The organism is Shewanella waksmanii, assembly GCF_043643685.1.
In the GTDB taxonomy this organism is placed as follows: Bacteria; Pseudomonadota; Gammaproteobacteria; order Enterobacterales; family Shewanellaceae; genus Shewanella; species Shewanella waksmanii_A.
The window spans coordinates 470,475-486,364 of the sequence record NZ_JBHZSN010000002.1; the positions used below are offsets into that span (position 1 = coordinate 470,475).

The 15,890-nt window shown below is 45.6% G+C and carries 15 protein-coding genes; 5 read left to right on the forward strand and 10 right to left on the reverse strand.

What is annotated here, in order from left to right:
* The first annotated feature begins 3 nt into the window (after window positions 1–3).
* The 4 genes from ACHUFW_RS04895 (at window position 4) to ACHUFW_RS04910 (ending at window position 5,057) form a co-directional block, all read left to right on the forward strand.
* The gene (locus tag ACHUFW_RS04895) at window positions 4–498 is read left to right on the forward strand and encodes a (2Fe-2S)-binding protein (RefSeq protein ID WP_394201048.1); all 495 of its coding nucleotides are present in this window, start codon (window positions 4–6) and stop codon (window positions 496–498) included.
* Window positions 495–2,738 (forward strand): xanthine dehydrogenase family protein molybdopterin-binding subunit, encoded by a 2,244-nt coding sequence (locus tag ACHUFW_RS04900; protein WP_394201050.1) that lies wholly within the window; start codon window positions 495–497, stop codon window positions 2,736–2,738. Before ACHUFW_RS04895 ends, ACHUFW_RS04900 begins: the two co-directional genes overlap by 4 nt.
* 305 nt (window positions 2,739–3,043) lie before the next feature.
* Window positions 3,044–3,541, forward strand: a complete 498-nt coding sequence (locus ACHUFW_RS04905) for a DUF1097 domain-containing protein (protein WP_394201052.1) — start codon at window positions 3,044–3,046, stop codon at window positions 3,539–3,541.
* A 61-nt stretch (window positions 3,542–3,602) separates the two neighbouring features.
* The gene (locus ACHUFW_RS04910) at window positions 3,603–5,057 is read left to right on the forward strand and encodes a methyl-accepting chemotaxis protein (RefSeq protein ID WP_394201054.1); all 1,455 of its coding nucleotides are present in this window, start codon (window positions 3,603–3,605) and stop codon (window positions 5,055–5,057) included.
* A gap of 52 nt (window positions 5,058–5,109) precedes the next feature.
* Here ACHUFW_RS04910 and xthA read toward each other — a convergent pair whose 3' ends face one another.
* The 7 genes from xthA to ACHUFW_RS04945 form a co-directional block, all read right to left on the reverse strand.
* Entirely contained in the window at window positions 5,110–5,916 is an 807-nt protein-coding gene (gene xthA, locus ACHUFW_RS04915) for an exodeoxyribonuclease III (protein ID WP_394201056.1), read from the reverse strand.
* A gap of 27 nt (window positions 5,917–5,943) precedes the next feature.
* On the reverse strand, window positions 5,944–6,243 hold the full coding sequence (locus ACHUFW_RS04920; protein ID WP_394201058.1) for a YciI family protein: 300 nt from the start codon (window positions 6,241–6,243) through the stop codon (window positions 5,944–5,946).
* Between the two features lie 59 nt (window positions 6,244–6,302).
* The gene (locus ACHUFW_RS04925; RefSeq protein WP_394201147.1) at window positions 6,303–6,854 is read right to left on the reverse strand and encodes a septation protein A; all 552 of its coding nucleotides are present in this window, start codon (window positions 6,852–6,854) and stop codon (window positions 6,303–6,305) included.
* Between the two features lie 150 nt (window positions 6,855–7,004).
* The gene (locus tag ACHUFW_RS04930; protein WP_394201060.1) at window positions 7,005–7,520 is read right to left on the reverse strand and encodes a CIA30 family protein; all 516 of its coding nucleotides are present in this window, start codon (window positions 7,518–7,520) and stop codon (window positions 7,005–7,007) included.
* Window positions 7,521–7,531: 11 nt separating this feature from the next.
* Entirely contained in the window at window positions 7,532–8,146 is a 615-nt protein-coding gene (locus ACHUFW_RS04935; RefSeq protein ID WP_394201062.1) for an HAD family hydrolase, read from the reverse strand.
* A gap of 186 nt (window positions 8,147–8,332) precedes the next feature.
* The gene (locus ACHUFW_RS04940; RefSeq protein ID WP_394201064.1) at window positions 8,333–8,713 is read right to left on the reverse strand and encodes a DUF3081 family protein; all 381 of its coding nucleotides are present in this window, start codon (window positions 8,711–8,713) and stop codon (window positions 8,333–8,335) included.
* Window positions 8,714–8,726: 13 nt separating this feature from the next.
* The gene (locus ACHUFW_RS04945) at window positions 8,727–9,020 is read right to left on the reverse strand and encodes a DUF6482 family protein (protein ID WP_394201066.1); all 294 of its coding nucleotides are present in this window, start codon (window positions 9,018–9,020) and stop codon (window positions 8,727–8,729) included.
* A 265-nt stretch (window positions 9,021–9,285) separates the two neighbouring features.
* Here ACHUFW_RS04945 and ACHUFW_RS04950 point away from each other — a divergent pair, with 265 nt between their 5' ends.
* Window positions 9,286–11,352 (forward strand): alpha/beta hydrolase family protein, encoded by a 2,067-nt coding sequence (locus ACHUFW_RS04950; protein WP_394201068.1) that lies wholly within the window; start codon window positions 9,286–9,288, stop codon window positions 11,350–11,352.
* 35 nt (window positions 11,353–11,387) lie between these two features.
* Here ACHUFW_RS04950 and hypF read toward each other — a convergent pair whose 3' ends face one another.
* The 3 genes from hypF to trpB form a co-directional block, all read right to left on the reverse strand.
* Window positions 11,388–13,703, reverse strand: coding sequence for a carbamoyltransferase HypF (gene hypF / locus ACHUFW_RS04955; protein ID WP_394201070.1), 2,316 nt, complete (start codon window positions 13,701–13,703; stop codon window positions 11,388–11,390).
* 167 nt (window positions 13,704–13,870) lie between these two features.
* Window positions 13,871–14,674 carry a tryptophan synthase subunit alpha gene (trpA, locus tag ACHUFW_RS04960; protein WP_394201072.1) on the reverse strand — a complete coding sequence of 268 codons (804 nt, stop codon included), beginning with the start codon at window positions 14,672–14,674 and terminating at the stop codon, window positions 13,871–13,873.
* The gene (gene trpB / locus ACHUFW_RS04965) at window positions 14,667–15,860 is read right to left on the reverse strand and encodes a tryptophan synthase subunit beta (protein ID WP_394201074.1); all 1,194 of its coding nucleotides are present in this window, start codon (window positions 15,858–15,860) and stop codon (window positions 14,667–14,669) included. The genes trpA and trpB overlap by 8 nt, the downstream gene beginning before the upstream one ends.
* Window positions 15,861–15,890 lie beyond the last annotated feature (30 nt).

Consider the following 15,890-nt stretch of genomic DNA (forward strand, 5'->3'; position numbering starts at 1 on the left):
GTCATGTCAAGCAAAGCAATAAAAATGACCATTAATGGTCAATCTTTTACTTTAGATGCGGATCCGAACATGCCCTTACTGTGGGCGCTCAGGGATATGCTGCAATTAACCGGTACTAAGTATGGCTGTGGCGCAGGCTTGTGCGGTGCATGCACCATTCATGTTGATGGCGAGCCAGCGAGAGCGTGTTTAACCAGTATCAAGCAAGTTGCGGGTAAGCAAATCACCACTATTGAAGGACTTGAGTTTGGTCGTTTGAAAGCGGCGTGGGCTAAACACAATGTGCCTCAGTGTGGATTTTGCCAAGCCGGGCAACTCATGTCCGCTGCTGCGTTGCTGGCAAAGCACCCAAAACCTGCAGACAAGCAGATTGACGAAGCCATGTCCGGCAATATCTGTCGCTGCGGTACGTATACACGTATTAAAGATGCGATTAAGTCGACTTCTCAGGGATATCAAGCAAGCCATAGCGAAAGCGCACTGGAGGCAGAAGCATGAGTCAATTTAACGCAGTTAAAAATTTCAGTCGCCGCGATGTTTTAAAGTTATTTGGTGCAACCGGTGGCGGCTTAGCATTGGGGGCAAGCGGCTTAGCTTGGAGCCCCGCTGCAATGGCGCAATCAGCGGAGTCTCGATTAAACCTGTTTATCGCAATAGGTGATGACAATAAGGTGTATTTAACCTGCCATCGTTCTGAAATGGGACAAGGCATCCGTACTGGGATCCCGCAAGTGCTTGCCGATGAGTTAGGAGCAAGCTGGGAGCAAGTCGTTGTGGTACAGGGGCTGGCTGATAAGCGATACGGGAGTCAAAATACCGATGGTTCACGCAGTATTCGTAATGGCTTCGATAAGATGCGAGAAATGGGAGCGATGGCAAGAACTATGCTTGAGCAAGCTGCCGCCGCTAAATGGCAAGTTAAGCTATCGGAGCTGACAACCCGTGATGGCATGGTTACCCATCAAGCATCTGGTAAGCAAGCTAAGTTTGGCGATCTAGCCCAAGCAGCGAGCCAATTGGCGTTGCCCGATGTCAGCGAGTTAAAGTTAAAGTCGCCAAATCAATACACCCATATTGGCGCGTCACATTCGATTGTTGATATGGATGATATGCTCAGCGGCAAAGCACAATATGGGCATGATGTTCAACTTAAAAATATGTTGTATGCCAGCATAGTCCATCCGCCGGTACTAGGTAGTGATATTGAAAGTGTTGATGACAGTGATGCCCGAAAAGTGGCGGGTGTTGTCGATATTATTACCATGCCAGTACTGACAGGTGCCCCCATGTTTCAACCATTAGGGGGAGTGGCGGTTATTGCCACTAACACTTGGAGCGCGATGCAGGCACGAAAAGCGCTAAAGATCACTTGGACTGCTAGCCCAAATGATAGCCATGACAGTGAGGTTTATTTAGCGTCATTGCTGGAAAAGGTCACTAAGCCGGGCAAGCTAGTGCGCCAACTCGGAGCGCCTGTTACCCAGTGGCCCGCAGATGATACTCTCAGCGCACAATACACCTTACCTTATTTGGCTCATGCTCCTATGGAAACACCGGTAGCCACGGCTAGTGTCACCGAGCAAGGTTGTGAAGTTTGGGCATCAACCCAGACGCCACAAAGAGCGCAGCAGGTAGTGGCAGGAGCATTAGGGCTTGCAGAAGAACAAGTCAAAGTTAATGTCACCTTGTTAGGGGGCGGTTTTGGACGAAAATCTAAGCCTGATTATTGTGCCGAAGCGGCTTTATTGTCTAAACAGTTACAAAAACCAGTTAAAGTGTGCTGGGCTCGTGAAGATGATATTCAAAATGGCTATTTGCATGCGGTGAGTGCCCAGCACTATCAAGCTAAACTTGATAAACAAGGCATGCCAACGGCAATTTTACAGCGAACCGGATTTCCCAGTATTGGATCGACATTTCAACAAGGTGCCAATTACCCTGCGCCGTGGGAGTTAGATTTAGGCTTTGTCGATGTGCCATTGGCCATTGACAGTTTGCGTTGTGAGGCCGTTGAAGCTGAAGCTCATACTCGAATCGGTTGGGTTCGCTCGGTGTGCAATATCCAGCATGGCTTCGGTATTGGCAGTTTTGTTGATGAGTTGGCTGCCAAAGCTGGGACAGATACACCTACTATGTGGAAACAACTGCTTGGTCCGGTGCGACAAGAACAGTTTAGCGACCAAGGTTTTGAATATGGTAACTATGGCGAAGATCTTAGCCGCCACCCTGTTGATATTGCAAGATATCATGGCGTGATTGACGCTGTGCAGGAAGCAATGAATAAGCATGGCAAGCCCAAAGCCAATCAAGGTTGGGGGTTTGCGGTTCATCGAAGTTTTGCCGCATTTGTTGCTACTGCAATCTTGGTCGAAGTGAAAGATGATAGAGTCGCGGTGCTCGAAGCCATTGGTGCCATTGATGCCGGAACCGTGGTCAACCCCGATAGGGCCAAATCACAAACTGAGGGCGCAATTATGTTTGGCCTGAGTTTGGCGCTGATGGGCGATATTCGTTTCAAAAATGGTCAGGTTCAGCAATCAAACTTCCATGATTACCCGATGTTGCGGTTGTCGCAGTGCCCTAATATAGAAACGATTGTGATTAAATCAACAGCGGCGCCTGGTGGTGTGGGAGAGCCGGGAGTGCCACCGGTTGCAGCCAGCCTAACAAATGCTATCTATGCCGCCAGTGGTAAACGTATAAGGAATTTGCCAGTTGCGACCCATTTGAAAATTTAGTCGATAGACGTAGAGCAAAAAGAGGCGTAATGCCTCTTTTTTGTTTTTTTACTACAAAAAACTTGTTCTTGAGCAAAAAACTCGCAATTAAAATCTGTTTTGTGTAGTAAACACTGTTTTCTTTATTGAGAAAGGAGTAATTTAACCATTCGTTTTACAAAATTGCTACACGGACCGCGTTGATATACAGCGATACCGTTGAGCTGTTGAGTGCGTTTTGATGTTTAAAGGTTGCAGGAGTACGGAAAGTACCCGCCATCATGCTTAGACATTAACGCAAGTATCCATAATAAGAGGGGTCATTTATGGAGCATCGATATCAAGTTGCAGTTTCTGCTGGATTACTTGCCGCATTATGGGCGGGAGTGGCGGATACATTTCATTTAGTCACTTGGGTTGGCTTTCTCGCTTGCAGTACTTTCTTTGCTCAGCCAAAGAGCGGGTTTCACGGTGTGTTGATGACCTGGTTCACTAACCTTTCCGGTGTCTTTTGGGCTTGGTTAGTCATCAGTGGCAGCAGTTATTTTGGTTCGGCTTGGCTAGGTTACTTACTAACGGGTATTGTCACCAGTGCTATGTGCTTGCAAGCAAGCCACAACAAACTATCCTTTATTCCAGGTGCTTTCATTGGCTGCTGTATCACCTTTGCACTCAGCGCAGATTTAGGCGCAATTTTACCCCCACTGTTTATTGGTGCTTTGCTTGGTTACGCCATGACAATTTTGACTACACAAATAGTCGGGCTTAGCCAAAAGCTTGGTTTTAGTCGTGAAGCCGTCGCAGTCGATGAGTCTGCTCGTTAAGTATCTTTTTATAGGTGGTGTGCGGTAGCACTTTTCTATAACCACAGCTAATGGTGGCATTATGAAGCAGATTGAATTTAGAAAGATTGATGCGCTGATGATTAAGTTCAGCCTCAACGGCAAGTTTTTTATCGTATGCGCTATGGTCAGCGTGATAAGTATTGCAATCGCTTTACTGAATATCTATCACGTGGCGCAGCTCACACACAGTCAGTCAGCTGAGCGGGCACAGTCTCAAGTAGATTCATTCGCCAAAGCCGCAGCTAATCTTAACTTAGACAGTGATGGTTTAGCGGCTTTTGCCTCGATGAATCAACTCACCCTTTCTCAGTATGAACAAAAGCGCCGTGAAGGTGATGGTGTAACGGTCAGCGCTGCTGTTGGCCAAAGCGGCGCCTACTTGGTCATGAGCCAGGATGTCAGTCAATGGGAGTCAGCTGCAAATGATCAAGCTTGGCTGATGTTTTATTTGGTTTTGATTGGGCTATTGCCTTTGTATCAATTGAGCTACTGGATTTCTACGTCGTTAGGTGGCGGTTTGTGGGACATGTATATTGCCATCAAACGTCTAGCAGATGGTGATTTATCGCAACGCTTAAATTTTTTTGGTACCGACGATTTCAGCATGATAGCTCGGGAGATTGATCGCAGCGCAGATAATATGAGTGAAATGGTTACTGCCATTGGTGAAAATGCAACGACATTAACCAAAGCATCTCATGAGTTTAATCAACAAGCGAGGCAGAGTGATGAGCTCACTCAGTTCCAATACCAATTTTTAGATACGGTTGCCGTGGCCATGGATCAAATGACCGCAGCGATTGAAGAGGTCTCGCGTAATGCGGCTAACACTTCCGAAGATACTAAAGCCAGCGCAGCACAAGCACAGCAGAGTACACAACGAATCGCTGATGCCATGGAGCGTATTGCCAAGTTAGTTTCACAAATCGATTCTGCATCCGGCTCAGTGGAGCAGTTATCAAGTCATGCATCAGAAATTGGCGCCGTGGTGACCACCATTAATGGTATTTCAGAGCAAACTAACTTGTTGGCACTCAATGCTGCCATTGAAGCGGCAAGAGCAGGGGAGCAAGGTCGGGGATTTGCGGTGGTTGCCGATGAAGTGCGTACGCTTGCACAACGCACGCAGCAGGCAACGGTAGAAATTCAATCTATGATTGAGGGGCTGCAAGTTGGTTCGAGCAAGTTGTCGACGATTACACAAGAAATTGTCACTGATGCAGAGCAAGGCCGCGGCGCAATTGAATTGGTTGGCGCTGATATTGGTAGCATGGCAGATTCAATCAATCATGTATTTGATATGAGCTCTCAAATTGCCGCCTCTGCAGAAGAGCAGAGTGTGTCTGCTCGCGATATCGCCTCGCAATTAAATGAAATACGTAGTCAATCTGAAACGATTAAAACCACATCTGAGCGCTCGGTGATCCTGGCCGATGATTTGAAAGCTTCTTCAGATCAGCTGGAAGGTATTTTACGGCAATATAAATTGGCATGATGATTCAATAAAAAAGGTCACCTAGCGGTGACCTTTTTTATTAGGGGTATGATTATTTAAATGTGCTCCAAATCGGTGCATGATCAGAGGGCTTTTCTATACCACGTAACTCGTAGTCAACATCAGACTCGATTAATCTTTCAGCCAACGAGGCTGTGGCAAGCACAACATCGATGCGTAGACCACGATTGTCGACAAAACCTTTTGAGCGATAGTCGAACCAAGAGTAGCGTTCAGTGCGCTGCGGGTGAAGTTGACGGAAGGTATCGATAACACCCCAGTCTAACAGGGTCTTTAACCATTCACGCTCTTCAGGCTGAAAGCTACATTTACCTGTTTTAAGCCAACGTTTGGCGTTTGGCTCACCAATTCCGATATCTAAATCCACTGGGGAGATGTTGATATCACCGATAATGGCAATGTCTTCATCTGGGCTATGGTGCTCATTAAGGTATTGCATCAAGTCTTTATAAAACTGACGTTTTGCAGGAAACTTTGTCTCGTGATGGATATTATCTCCTTGGGGGAAATAACCATTTATTACCGTCAATGGACGTCCATTTTCCTGTTCAAACGTCGCCATAATCATTCGACGTTGCGCATCATCGCTGTCTGTGGGAAAGCCTTTTTGGACTTTGGTTGGCGCCTTTTTACATAGCATCGCCACGCCATAATGTGCCTTGCCACCATGGTAATGTACCTCATAGCCCATTGCTTCAACATCTGCGACTGGAAAGGCTTCGTCGTGTACTTTAGTTTCTTGCAGGCCGATAACATCGGGGGCATGGCTATCGATTAGTGCTTGCAGTTGATGTAAGCGGGCTCGAATACCATTGATATTAAAAGAGACGATTTTCATGAATAGCTGTATTCCTTTCCCTGAAGATTATGGCAAAACACGTTTAAATGGTTTTACTGTGACGTTGGCGTAAACCCCTGCTTCGATATAGGGATCTGCATCGGCCCAGGCTTGGGCGGCTTCTAACGAGGTAAAATCAGCGATGACCAGAGAGCCAGTGAAGCCTGCACTGCCGGGATCTTCGCTGTCAACTGCAGGGTGGGGGCCAGCGACTAAGAGTCGGCCCTCATCAGTGAGTTGTTGTAACCGAGCAAGATGAGCTGGACGCGCCCCCAGTCGTTTTTCTAAACTGTTTTCCACGTCCTGAGAGGCTATCATATACCACATAACATTTAATCCTTTTACGTAAAGCGCCACAATGGCGCGGTGGGTAGACCCTTAGCTGGTTATTTATTGTTGAGCTGCTGTTTTTGCTCTTCGCTCATGTTTTTGTATAAATAGACGACCGTAATCACGGTATTTACCAAGGTAAGTGCCGTTAAGCCGAAAACCTTAAAGTTGACCCAAGTTTCCTGAGACAGACTAAATGCGACGTAAATATTGATAAGTCCGCAAGCGACAAAAAATAGCACCCAGTACCAAGTCACATGAGCCCATATTTTATCAGCAACAATGAGCTCCTTGCCTAGCATGCTTTTCAGGATTGGCTTGTTGATGATTTGGCTTATTGCCAGCGCGATGGCAAACAGTGCATAGACCACCGTTACCTTCCATTTGATGAAGGCATCATCATGGAAAATTAACGTAAGGGCACCAAAAAAGCTCACCATAACAAAAGTGATAATGTGCATTTTTTCGATGGTTTTGTATAAAGCGTAACAGACGATCAGTTGCAATGCTGTTGCAACGATAAGTGCGCCACTAGCGACATAAATGTCATAAAACTTATATACGGCAAAAAACACAACAAGTGGCAAAAAGTCGAGCAATTGTTTCATAGATTCATCGGGATTATAGCTAGAAAAAGTGCGGTCGAGTGTAACATGCATGAAGCGCAGTACAAAGCCTTGCAGCTGCCGATATGACTAACGCTACACAATATCTTTTAATCTTAATTTAGGCTTAATCTCAGTCAGTAAAACGGGCTGTTAATTTAAGGTTTGGTTGGCATCAATCAGCTCAATATTGCCTATGATTAGATGAAAGTCTTGGTTACGTTGATTGGCAATTAGAAAACCGATGTGACTTAAGGCCGCGAGGTTTGGGTGTGGCCTTTGTGGGAACACTTGACCGCGGTAACTCTCGACAAATTGTTCGTGACTAAAATAAAAGTGTTGCCACTGATTTGCCGCTGTTGTGAAGTAACTTTGATAATTTTTTGGCGAGTCATATATTGACTCGCAGGTTTGTAATCTAAGTTGATAGCAGTTGCCATCACCTTTCACCGTAATTTTGATGGTTGGCTTATTTGGGTTTAGCACAGCAGGGGTACTATTTACTGGCGATATAGATATTGGGGCCTTGATGGAAGCAAAGCCGCCATTATTTGCAATGCTGACTGTACCGCTAAAGTGAAGTTGACGGTTGACCGTGTCAACTTGGCTGCGGGATACGCCACCCATCACGGTGTCGTTAATTATCTGCCATTGGCCAATGTTAATCATCTTGTTCACCCCTATTGGCAATGTGCTTGCTGAGTGTGAGATAGAGCCAGCGAGGCGTGCAGATGTAGCAAGTTATCGAAACAAAAGTCAGCGAGGTTTTGATATGGCTTGTCGCTGCCAAATGTGAGCAATACAGATTGCATACCTGCATTGTTGGCCGCTTGCACATCATATAGGTAGTCACCCACATAAGCGATGTGCTGTGGTGCTATGTCCCAGTGTTTAGATAGCGACAGTAACGACTGCGGATTAGGTTTAGGCAGTGCATCTTCACGGGTGATAAGTTGTGAGATATTGAATTGGCACTGTTCTATTTTTATCTCTGCGGCTTGACGACTGTTACGGGTCACAATCGCTGTAGGGATGTTCTGTCTTTGTAAAAATCGCAGTAAGCTGCGTGCGCCATGGAGCGCCTTAGCATGTGTTGCATCAGCCATTTCGTGTTGCATAATGGTTTCGTTGGCCATGTGGTGTTGAGCAGGACTGAGCTTGTCGACAAAATTGAGAATGTCGCTATCAGCTGGACAGCCAATGTCTTGCTTTATGGTTTGAAAATTAAGCGAAGAGCTGACTAAAGTACCGTCCAAGTCAAAGATAATGGCCTCAATGCGTCTGTTATAATTCATGTTCAACAACGATATCCTCCTTGTTCATTCTTGATCTCACTTATACCAATCGGCATAAGAAAGTGATCTACTCAGAGCTATTTTTGGCAAACTAGTTCGAGACGAATAACTTAAGTAATAGTGGTTCTATTGGGAAGTTATTCAACGAAGAAGTAGGCAGCCCAAAAAGCTCCCAAAGGGCGAGTTTTAGCACTTCTGATACTGTGTAAACGAACTTGAACGTAGAGTAACTATGCCCTTCATTCGTTGCCTTGTCTCAGAAGCGCTAAATTCTCGCTGAGCGATCACATCTTTATGCTGATTGGTATTACTTGGGTTTCTAGCAAGCTTACCAATGACGGTTAAAAAGTCATTAAGCTGATCGCTCTTTTGATATTCCAGCTGATATTTACCATGAAAAAGTAGCGTCAAGGTGACGCCATAGGCACTTAAATAGCAGGTGTAGCCATCGAAATCATGCCAAGCTTGAAGGTGTTGATAGTGATAAACACCCTCGGATTTCTCACCGAGCTTGATGACTTGATTATAGGCGCATAGCGCCATCGTAACATCGAGTTGATTTTTCATTGGTCACTAACTGCTATAACTTGAGTTTCATTGTGGTCAGACAATGTTCTGTAGGCACACCAATCATTTCATCGTAAGCCGTATGCAGAGTAAAATGTGCCTCTTCAGCCCCTAAGTTTCTCAGCAGTTGTTTGGCGTGCTCGAACGACAAACAGGGAGTGGCAGCGTGTTGATTGGTGCTCAATTGAACAAAGTTACCCTGTGGGTCTGCACCGCCGACTAAGTAATGAGTGGCATCTGCGGTATTGATGATTGCCGGATAAAGGTGATTATTTTCAAACGCTTTAGCTAGTTGCTGTGGATGCATAGTGCTCCCTCTTGCTGATTGAAACTATCTAGTTTTACGTTTATGTGACGCAAAAGGATCATCTCAATTGCACATGCCGAGCTGTGACTCCAATAATGCGCAGGCAATTAAAATAACATTTTTATAACAAAGGTTTGCAATAAGTAATCGATAAGATGTGTAGCGTTAGGAAGTTGTTTACGTTTTGGATTGATTAACCCTATAATGCGGCGTCAGATCAAGAGAACAATAACAACATACACACGGACTGGAGTCTACTTAGATTATGAAGAGACAGTTTAATGCGGTTAAGCATGCCGTTGCATTATCAATTGGATTGTTTAGCGTGTCAGCGGTGGGCGCTGATCGTCTAACAGTAGAAGAAGTGATTGGGCTACAACAAGTTGCTCAAGCCAAAGTTAGTCCATCGGGTGATAACGTGGCGTTTACGCGTTATGTACCACGTGAACTATACAAAGAAGAAAATGGACTGCATTGGGCTGAGCTGCATATTGTCGATGACAAAGGGGTAGAGCGTCCGTACATTACTGGCCAAGTTAATATTGCAAATATTCAGTGGTCTGCCGATGGAAGCTTGGTTTATTTCCTTGCCAAAATGGGTGATGACAAGCACACCGCATTATATCAAATCCCGTTTAACGGTGGTCAAGCGACCAAAACCTTGTCATTAAAAGACACTAGTGTTGCAGACTATGCGTTAAGCAAAGATGGTAAGCAGATTGCGTTGATCGCTAAACCTGCGAAAGACAGCAGTGTTAAAGAGCTAAAAGAGCTAGGCTTTATGGCTGAAGTCTATGAAGAAGCCCTGACAAACAAGCAGTTGTTTGTGATTGATTTAGCTCAATCAGCCAAGCCGCTAACGCCAGTTGCTTGGAATATTGCCGATTTTGTTTCAGATGTACAGTGGTCAGCTGATGGTGAGCAGCTATTGGTTAAAACTCAGCCTACTGCGCTGATCGACGATCAATATATGAAGTCACAATGGCACATTGTCAATGTGGCCAAACAGCAAGTGACGACCTCATTCATGACCGAAGGTAAGCTTGGTGCTGCAGAGTTTTCTCACGATGGTAAGTATGTGGCAATTTTAGGCGCTGAAGATAAACATGACCCAGCTACCGGACGTTTGTTTTTAGCTGAAACCAACACGGGTAAGATTGTTGAGTGGATCCCAAATCATATGGGTCACATTAGCGATATTGAGTGGAAAAACAATAAAAACGAGCTGTACTTTATCACCAATATTGATACCGACTCGGTGGTTGGTTTAATTAAACCTGGCAGCGAGAAGTACAAAGTTGTGGTTAAGCCAGGTAAGTTTATCGCGTCGCAGCTAAGTATCTCAGAATCAGATAAGACAATTGCGTTAAGAGGCAATACGGCTAAACACCCAAATGAAGTGTTTATGTTGCGTGGCAGTAAGCATAAAGCGTCTCGTTTGAGCGACTCGAACCCGTTTTTGGCCGATAAACAGTTCGCCAAACAAGAATCGATTTCGTTTAAAGCTAGCGATGGCGTAGAAATTGGTGGTGTATTGATTTATCCATTGGATTACAAGAAAGGTCAACGTTACCCACTGATCATGTCAGTTCACGGTGGTCCAGAAAGTCATGATAAAGACGGCTGGTTAACCAACTACTCTCGTCCAGGTCAGTTAGGTGCAGCGCAAGGTTACGCGGTGTTTTACCCTAACTATCGCGGCAGTACCGGTAAAGGGGTCGATTATTCTAAGTTAGGTCAAAACGATTACGCGGGTAAAGAGTTTGACGATCTGGTTGAGTTTAAAGATCACTTGGTCGATATGGGCTTAGTTGACAGTGCTAAAGTGGGTATCACTGGCGGCTCATACGGCGGTTACGCTTCTGCTTGGGCTGCGACTAAGTTGACTAAGCACTTTGCTGCTAGTGTGATGTTTGTGGGTGTGACTAACCAGTTGTCAAAATTTGGTACCACAGATATTTCTAATGAGATGCACTTAGTGCATGCTCGCTCTTATCCTTGGGATAAGTGGCAGTGGTATTTAGAGCGCAGCCCAATTTACTGGGCGGGTCAGTCAGAGACGCCTCTACTGATTATGCATGGTAAAGATGATCCGCGCGTGCACCCAGCACAATCGATGGAGCTTTATCGTTACATGAAAGTGCAAGGTAAAGAAGTTCGTCTGGTTTATTACCCAGGTGAAGGCCACGGTAACCGCAAAGCACCTGCTCAGTATGACTACCATTTACGTCTGATGCGTTGGATGGATAACTACCTGAAGAATGATGCTAAGACCATGCCTGATCATAAGATTGATCACAAAGCTAAGCTAGAAGCTGCAAAAGAAGCTTAATTGATTGCTTAATAATCTCTATAAAACGCCTGAATTTATTCAGGCGTTATTTTATGGTTGTGAATACCGTACCAAATTTGGCCCAACGAGATCCCCGCATCGTTAACCGGAATTAAGCCACTGTCTAACACGTTGATTTGCTGCTGTAGCAAAAGCGTCAAAGTAAACTCGCTAAGGTAGCGATTTTGAAATACGCCACCGCAAAGTGCGACCGGTAGGTGAGCATGTTGCTGGGCAATAGCTAATACTGCATGGCCGATGGCCTGCATGAATCCCGCAGCAATATTATTGGTCAGTTGCTTGCTTGGTGGCTCACTGACTAATAACTTAACTATTTGCTGGAATAGATCGGCGCTTTTCCATTTGCCGTTGCTGCAATTTAACGTCAGTGGCGTTGCTTGGGTTGCCTGATTGGCAGCAGCTTCTAACAACATCCCAGCTTGGCCTTCATATTGCGTGGTAGTGATTAAGCCTAATACACAGGCTACTGCATCAAATAGCCGCCCCATGGAACTTGTCATAACACCATGGCTAGCTGCTTGATGTAGTTTGCAGAGGTTGTTGATGAGTAGCGGCGAATATTCATTGAAACAGGGTAAAGATTGATATTGTGCGTCTAATGAGCGGCGGCCAGAAAGTAGCAGCGCAATCACAACTCGGCGCGGGTCTTTAATGGCTTGCTCAGCGCCAATTAATTTAAAAGGCTGCAAACCAGCAATATGTTGATATTGGTGGCAGTCGGCAATTAAGGCTTCGCCCCCCCAAAGGCTACCGTCATCACCCAGACCAGTGCCGTCAAAACTTATGCCTAATACCGGGGTGCTGATTTGGTTAATCGCCATCACACTTAACACATGGGCATAGTGATGTTGTAGTGACAGGCGTTTAACACTCGGCTGGCTTTGCTGCAAGCGCTCACTCCATTTACTCGGCGCATAATCTGGGTGTTTATCGTGAATCACCCAATTGGGCTGCAATCGATAAAGCCGTTTGAAGGTGTCAATGGTGTTATCGAAATAAACTTCAGCTTCGACACTGAATAAATCGCCAATATGGGGGCTGACGAAAATGTTGTGGTCGAAGGCAAAAGCAAGGGTGTTTTTTTGCTGAGCCCCGACTGCCAATAGGGTTTGCTTGATGGGCTTATCAATAGCAAAAGACAGTGGCGCATAACCACGTGCTAATCTGAGCACTTGTGGTTTATCGTTGATAAGTTGCACCACACTATCGTCGCAAGCATTGATGATCTCACGATTATGATCAAGTACATAGTCGACCACATGACCGAGTTTGGAAAATATCTCTTTGGCATCAATGATAACGGGTTCACCGCTCAGATTTGCGCTGGTGGCAACAATCGCGCTGCCCAAGCCATCAAGGAGTAGATGGTGTAGTGGCGTATAGGGTAAAAATACGCCAAGTTTGTCAATGTCAGGCGCTACTAACGGGCTAAGTAGCGATGTGGTATCACCGTTTTTACGCATTAGTACAATAGGACGCTCTAAGCTTTGGAGCTGCTGCCACTCTTGTTGATTGCCAATCACTAATTGCTGTGCATAGGATGCATCAGGCACCATCACTGCTAAGGGTTTACTGGGTCGTTGCTTGCGTATTCTGAGTTGCTCGACCGCATCATGGTTGCTTGCATCACAGACAAGATGAAACCCGCCAAGGCCTTTAATTGCCACAATTTTCCCTTGTTTGATATAGCCAATACACTCGGTCAAGGCTGCGGTTTTTTCTGCGATAGGCTGAGCGTCGGCATTGAGCAAGGTTAAATGGGGGCCACATGTTGGGCAGCTAACCGGTTGTGCATGGTAACGGCGGTCAAGGGGGTTATGATAGCTATCGTGGCATGCCATACATAAACCAAAGTTTGCCAGGGAAGTTTGCGGTCTATCATAGGGGAGGTTAGTGATCAGGCTATATCGCGGCCCGCAATTAGTGCAATTGGTAAAAGGGTATTGAAAGTGGCGATTATCAGGCTGATTTATCTCGGCTAGGCAGTCAGCGCAGCAGCTTTTATCAGTAGGCACAACAACAATGGCATTTTTTTTAGCCAGGGTTTGCTCAATGACAAATTTATGGCAATTGGCACGTAGTTCTACGTCTTCATAATCAAAGCGATCGATACGCGCCAGAGGCGGGGGAGAATGCCGCAATGCGTCAGTAAAGGCGTTTATACTGCTAGCTGGTCCTTGCACTTCAATGGTGACGCCATCACTATGGTTACATACATAACCGCTCAATTGATGTGCCAATGCAATACGATAGACTTCAGGTCTAAACCCCACTCCTTGCACTATGCCTGCGATAGTTAATTTGCGACGACTAAGTGATGTACCCTTCATCCTAATTGGCCCAGTTTTTATGTATTGCCAATTCAGTATGCCACGATGTTTAACTGCAGATAGTTGGTTAGATCAAAGCTTAGCGTTATTTTAGTTAGCTATAAAACATAAAAATGCCTGAACGAATCAGGCATTTTTATGTTTGCACAGTTGGCGTAAGCTAATGGTTAAGTCGCCGCTTTCATATCCGCGGTAAAACTTGCCAGGGCAGCTAGCATTTTCGCTTCATCATGTTGATGTGCTTCGATGATTTTTACCACGGCAGAGCCCGAAATGGCCCCAGCTGCGCCGGCTTCAATGGCGGCTTTTACCTGTTTCGGCTCAGCTATCCCAAAACCTAACAATGGCGGTGGCGCATCATATTGAGCTAACTTTGCAAGGATATCATTGATAGGCATTCCCGCTTTAGATTCGGTACCGGTGACACCCGCTCGAGATAATAGATAAGTGTATCCACGGCCTTGTTCACTCACCTGCTTAAGCGTTGTACTGTCAGCATTGGGTGGCGCGATAAAAATCGGGTCGATGTGATGCGCGATTGCAGCGTCAATAAACGGTTGCGCTTCTTCTACAGGTACGTCAGCAATCAATACAGAATCCACCCCTGCTTCACTAGCTTTGGCGTAAAATGTATCAATACCATTGGCATAAACTAAGTTTGCGTAAAGTAATAAACCGATGGGGAGCTGCGGGTACTTAGCTCTGATTGTGGCTAACATTTCAAAGCACTGACTTGGTGTCGTGCCCGATGCAAGGGAGCGTAAATTGGCGCCTTGGATAACGGGTCCATCAGCCAGTGGGTCTGAAAATGGAAAACCGAGCTCTAAGGCATCTGCACCATTTTCCACTAAAGTGTCGATGATTTTTAGTGAGACTTCGACACTCGGGTCGCCTAATGTGACAAAAGGAACAAATGCGCCACGATTTTGCTGCTTTAATGCGGCAAAAGCTGCTTGATAACGATTACTCATTGCCGCTCTCCTGTTGTTCTAAAATATCTGATACGGTGAAGATGTCTTTATCTCCACGACCTGAAAGGTTGACAACCAAAATGGTTTCTTCGGTCGCGGCTTCCGCCATTTTTAAGGCGTATGCGATAGCATGAGATGATTCTAATGCTGGGATAATGCCTTCACTGCGCGCCAATTTTTGGAAAGCTTCTAACGCTTCATCATCGGTTGCTGATTCATAACTTGCACGGCCAGTGGCCGCTAAATGGGCATGCTGAGGGCCCACTGATGGGAAATCTAATCCGGCAGAGACAGAATAAGATTCTTCAATTTGTCCTTCAGGGTCTTGCATTAGCGGTGCTTTCATTCCGAAGAAAATGCCGGTTTTACCATGTTTAAGCGGTGCCCCATGTTTTGGCGTATCGATACCTAAGCCTGCGGGCTCTACACCGATTAACTTTACGTCTGTTTCATCAATGAAATCAGCAAACATACCGATGGCATTGGAACCACCGCCGACACAGGCTATCACCGCATCAGGTAGGCGACCTTCTAAAGCCAAAATTTGTTGCTTGGTTTCTTCACCAATCATACGCTGGAATTCACGCACGATTGTTGGGAATGGATGCGGGCCAGCAGCTGTACCAAGTAGGTAGTGCGCTTTATCATAACTTGCTGACCAGTCACGCATGGCTTCGTTACACGCATCTTTAAGGGTTGCCGATCCTGATGTGACAGGGATGACTTCAGCACCCATTAGTTTCATTCGAAACACGTTAGGCGATTGACGCTCAACATCTTTTGCACCCATATATACTTTGCATTTTAAATCAAGCAGTGCACATGCCAATGCCGTCGCAACACCGTGTTGACCGGCCCCGGTTTCAGCAATGATCTCTTTCTTACCCATGCGCTTTGCCAGTAAAGCTTGGCCTAATACTTGGTTAGTTTTGTGGGCTCCACCATGGAGTAAATCTTCTCGTTTAAGATAGATTTTGACCAGTGGGTTAGGGCTGAGATTACGTGTCAAAGTAAGAGCGGTTGGGCGACCTGCATAGTTTTTTAGCAGATCACTAAACTCCGCTTTAAAGTCTGCATCATTTTGAGCATCAACAAATGCAGCTTCTAACTGCTTTAGTGCTGGCATCAATATCTGTGGTACATACATACCACCATATTCGCCAAAATAAGGGTCAAGCTTGGTCATAGATCATGTCCTAATTGGGTTGAGGTGATT

Excerpts from the sequence above, each read along its gene's own strand:
- ACHUFW_RS04925 (WP_394201147.1), bottom strand. The coding sequence starts at position 6,854 with ATGAAACAATTGCTCGACTTTTTGCCACTTGTTGTGTTTTTTGCCGTA.
- trpA (WP_394201072.1), bottom strand. The coding sequence starts at position 14,674 with ATGAGTAATCGTTATCAAGCAGCTTTTGCCGCATTAAAGCAGCAAAAT.
- xthA (WP_394201056.1), bottom strand. The coding sequence starts at position 5,916 with ATGAAAATCGTCTCTTTTAATATCAATGGTATTCGAGCCCGCTTACAT.
- ACHUFW_RS04950 (WP_394201068.1), top strand. The coding sequence starts at position 9,286 with ATGAAGAGACAGTTTAATGCGGTTAAGCATGCCGTTGCATTATCAATT.
- ACHUFW_RS04930 (WP_394201060.1), bottom strand. The coding sequence starts at position 7,520 with ATGATTAACATTGGCCAATGGCAGATAATTAACGACACCGTGATGGGT.
- ACHUFW_RS04935 (WP_394201062.1), bottom strand. The coding sequence starts at position 8,146 with ATGAATTATAACAGACGCATTGAGGCCATTATCTTTGACTTGGACGGT.
- ACHUFW_RS04895 (WP_394201048.1), top strand. The coding sequence starts at position 4 with ATGTCAAGCAAAGCAATAAAAATGACCATTAATGGTCAATCTTTTACT.
- ACHUFW_RS04945 (WP_394201066.1), bottom strand. The coding sequence starts at position 9,020 with ATGCATCCACAGCAACTAGCTAAAGCGTTTGAAAATAATCACCTTTAT.
- ACHUFW_RS04900 (WP_394201050.1), top strand. The coding sequence starts at position 495 with ATGAGTCAATTTAACGCAGTTAAAAATTTCAGTCGCCGCGATGTTTTA.
- ACHUFW_RS04920 (WP_394201058.1), bottom strand. The coding sequence starts at position 6,243 with ATGTGGTATATGATAGCCTCTCAGGACGTGGAAAACAGTTTAGAAAAA.
- trpB (WP_394201074.1), bottom strand. The coding sequence starts at position 15,860 with ATGACCAAGCTTGACCCTTATTTTGGCGAATATGGTGGTATGTATGTA.
- ACHUFW_RS04910 (WP_394201054.1), top strand. The coding sequence starts at position 3,603 with ATGAAGCAGATTGAATTTAGAAAGATTGATGCGCTGATGATTAAGTTC.
- ACHUFW_RS04905 (WP_394201052.1), top strand. The coding sequence starts at position 3,044 with ATGGAGCATCGATATCAAGTTGCAGTTTCTGCTGGATTACTTGCCGCA.
- hypF (WP_394201070.1), bottom strand. The coding sequence starts at position 13,703 with ATGAAGGGTACATCACTTAGTCGTCGCAAATTAACTATCGCAGGCATA.
- ACHUFW_RS04940 (WP_394201064.1), bottom strand. The coding sequence starts at position 8,713 with ATGAAAAATCAACTCGATGTTACGATGGCGCTATGCGCCTATAATCAA.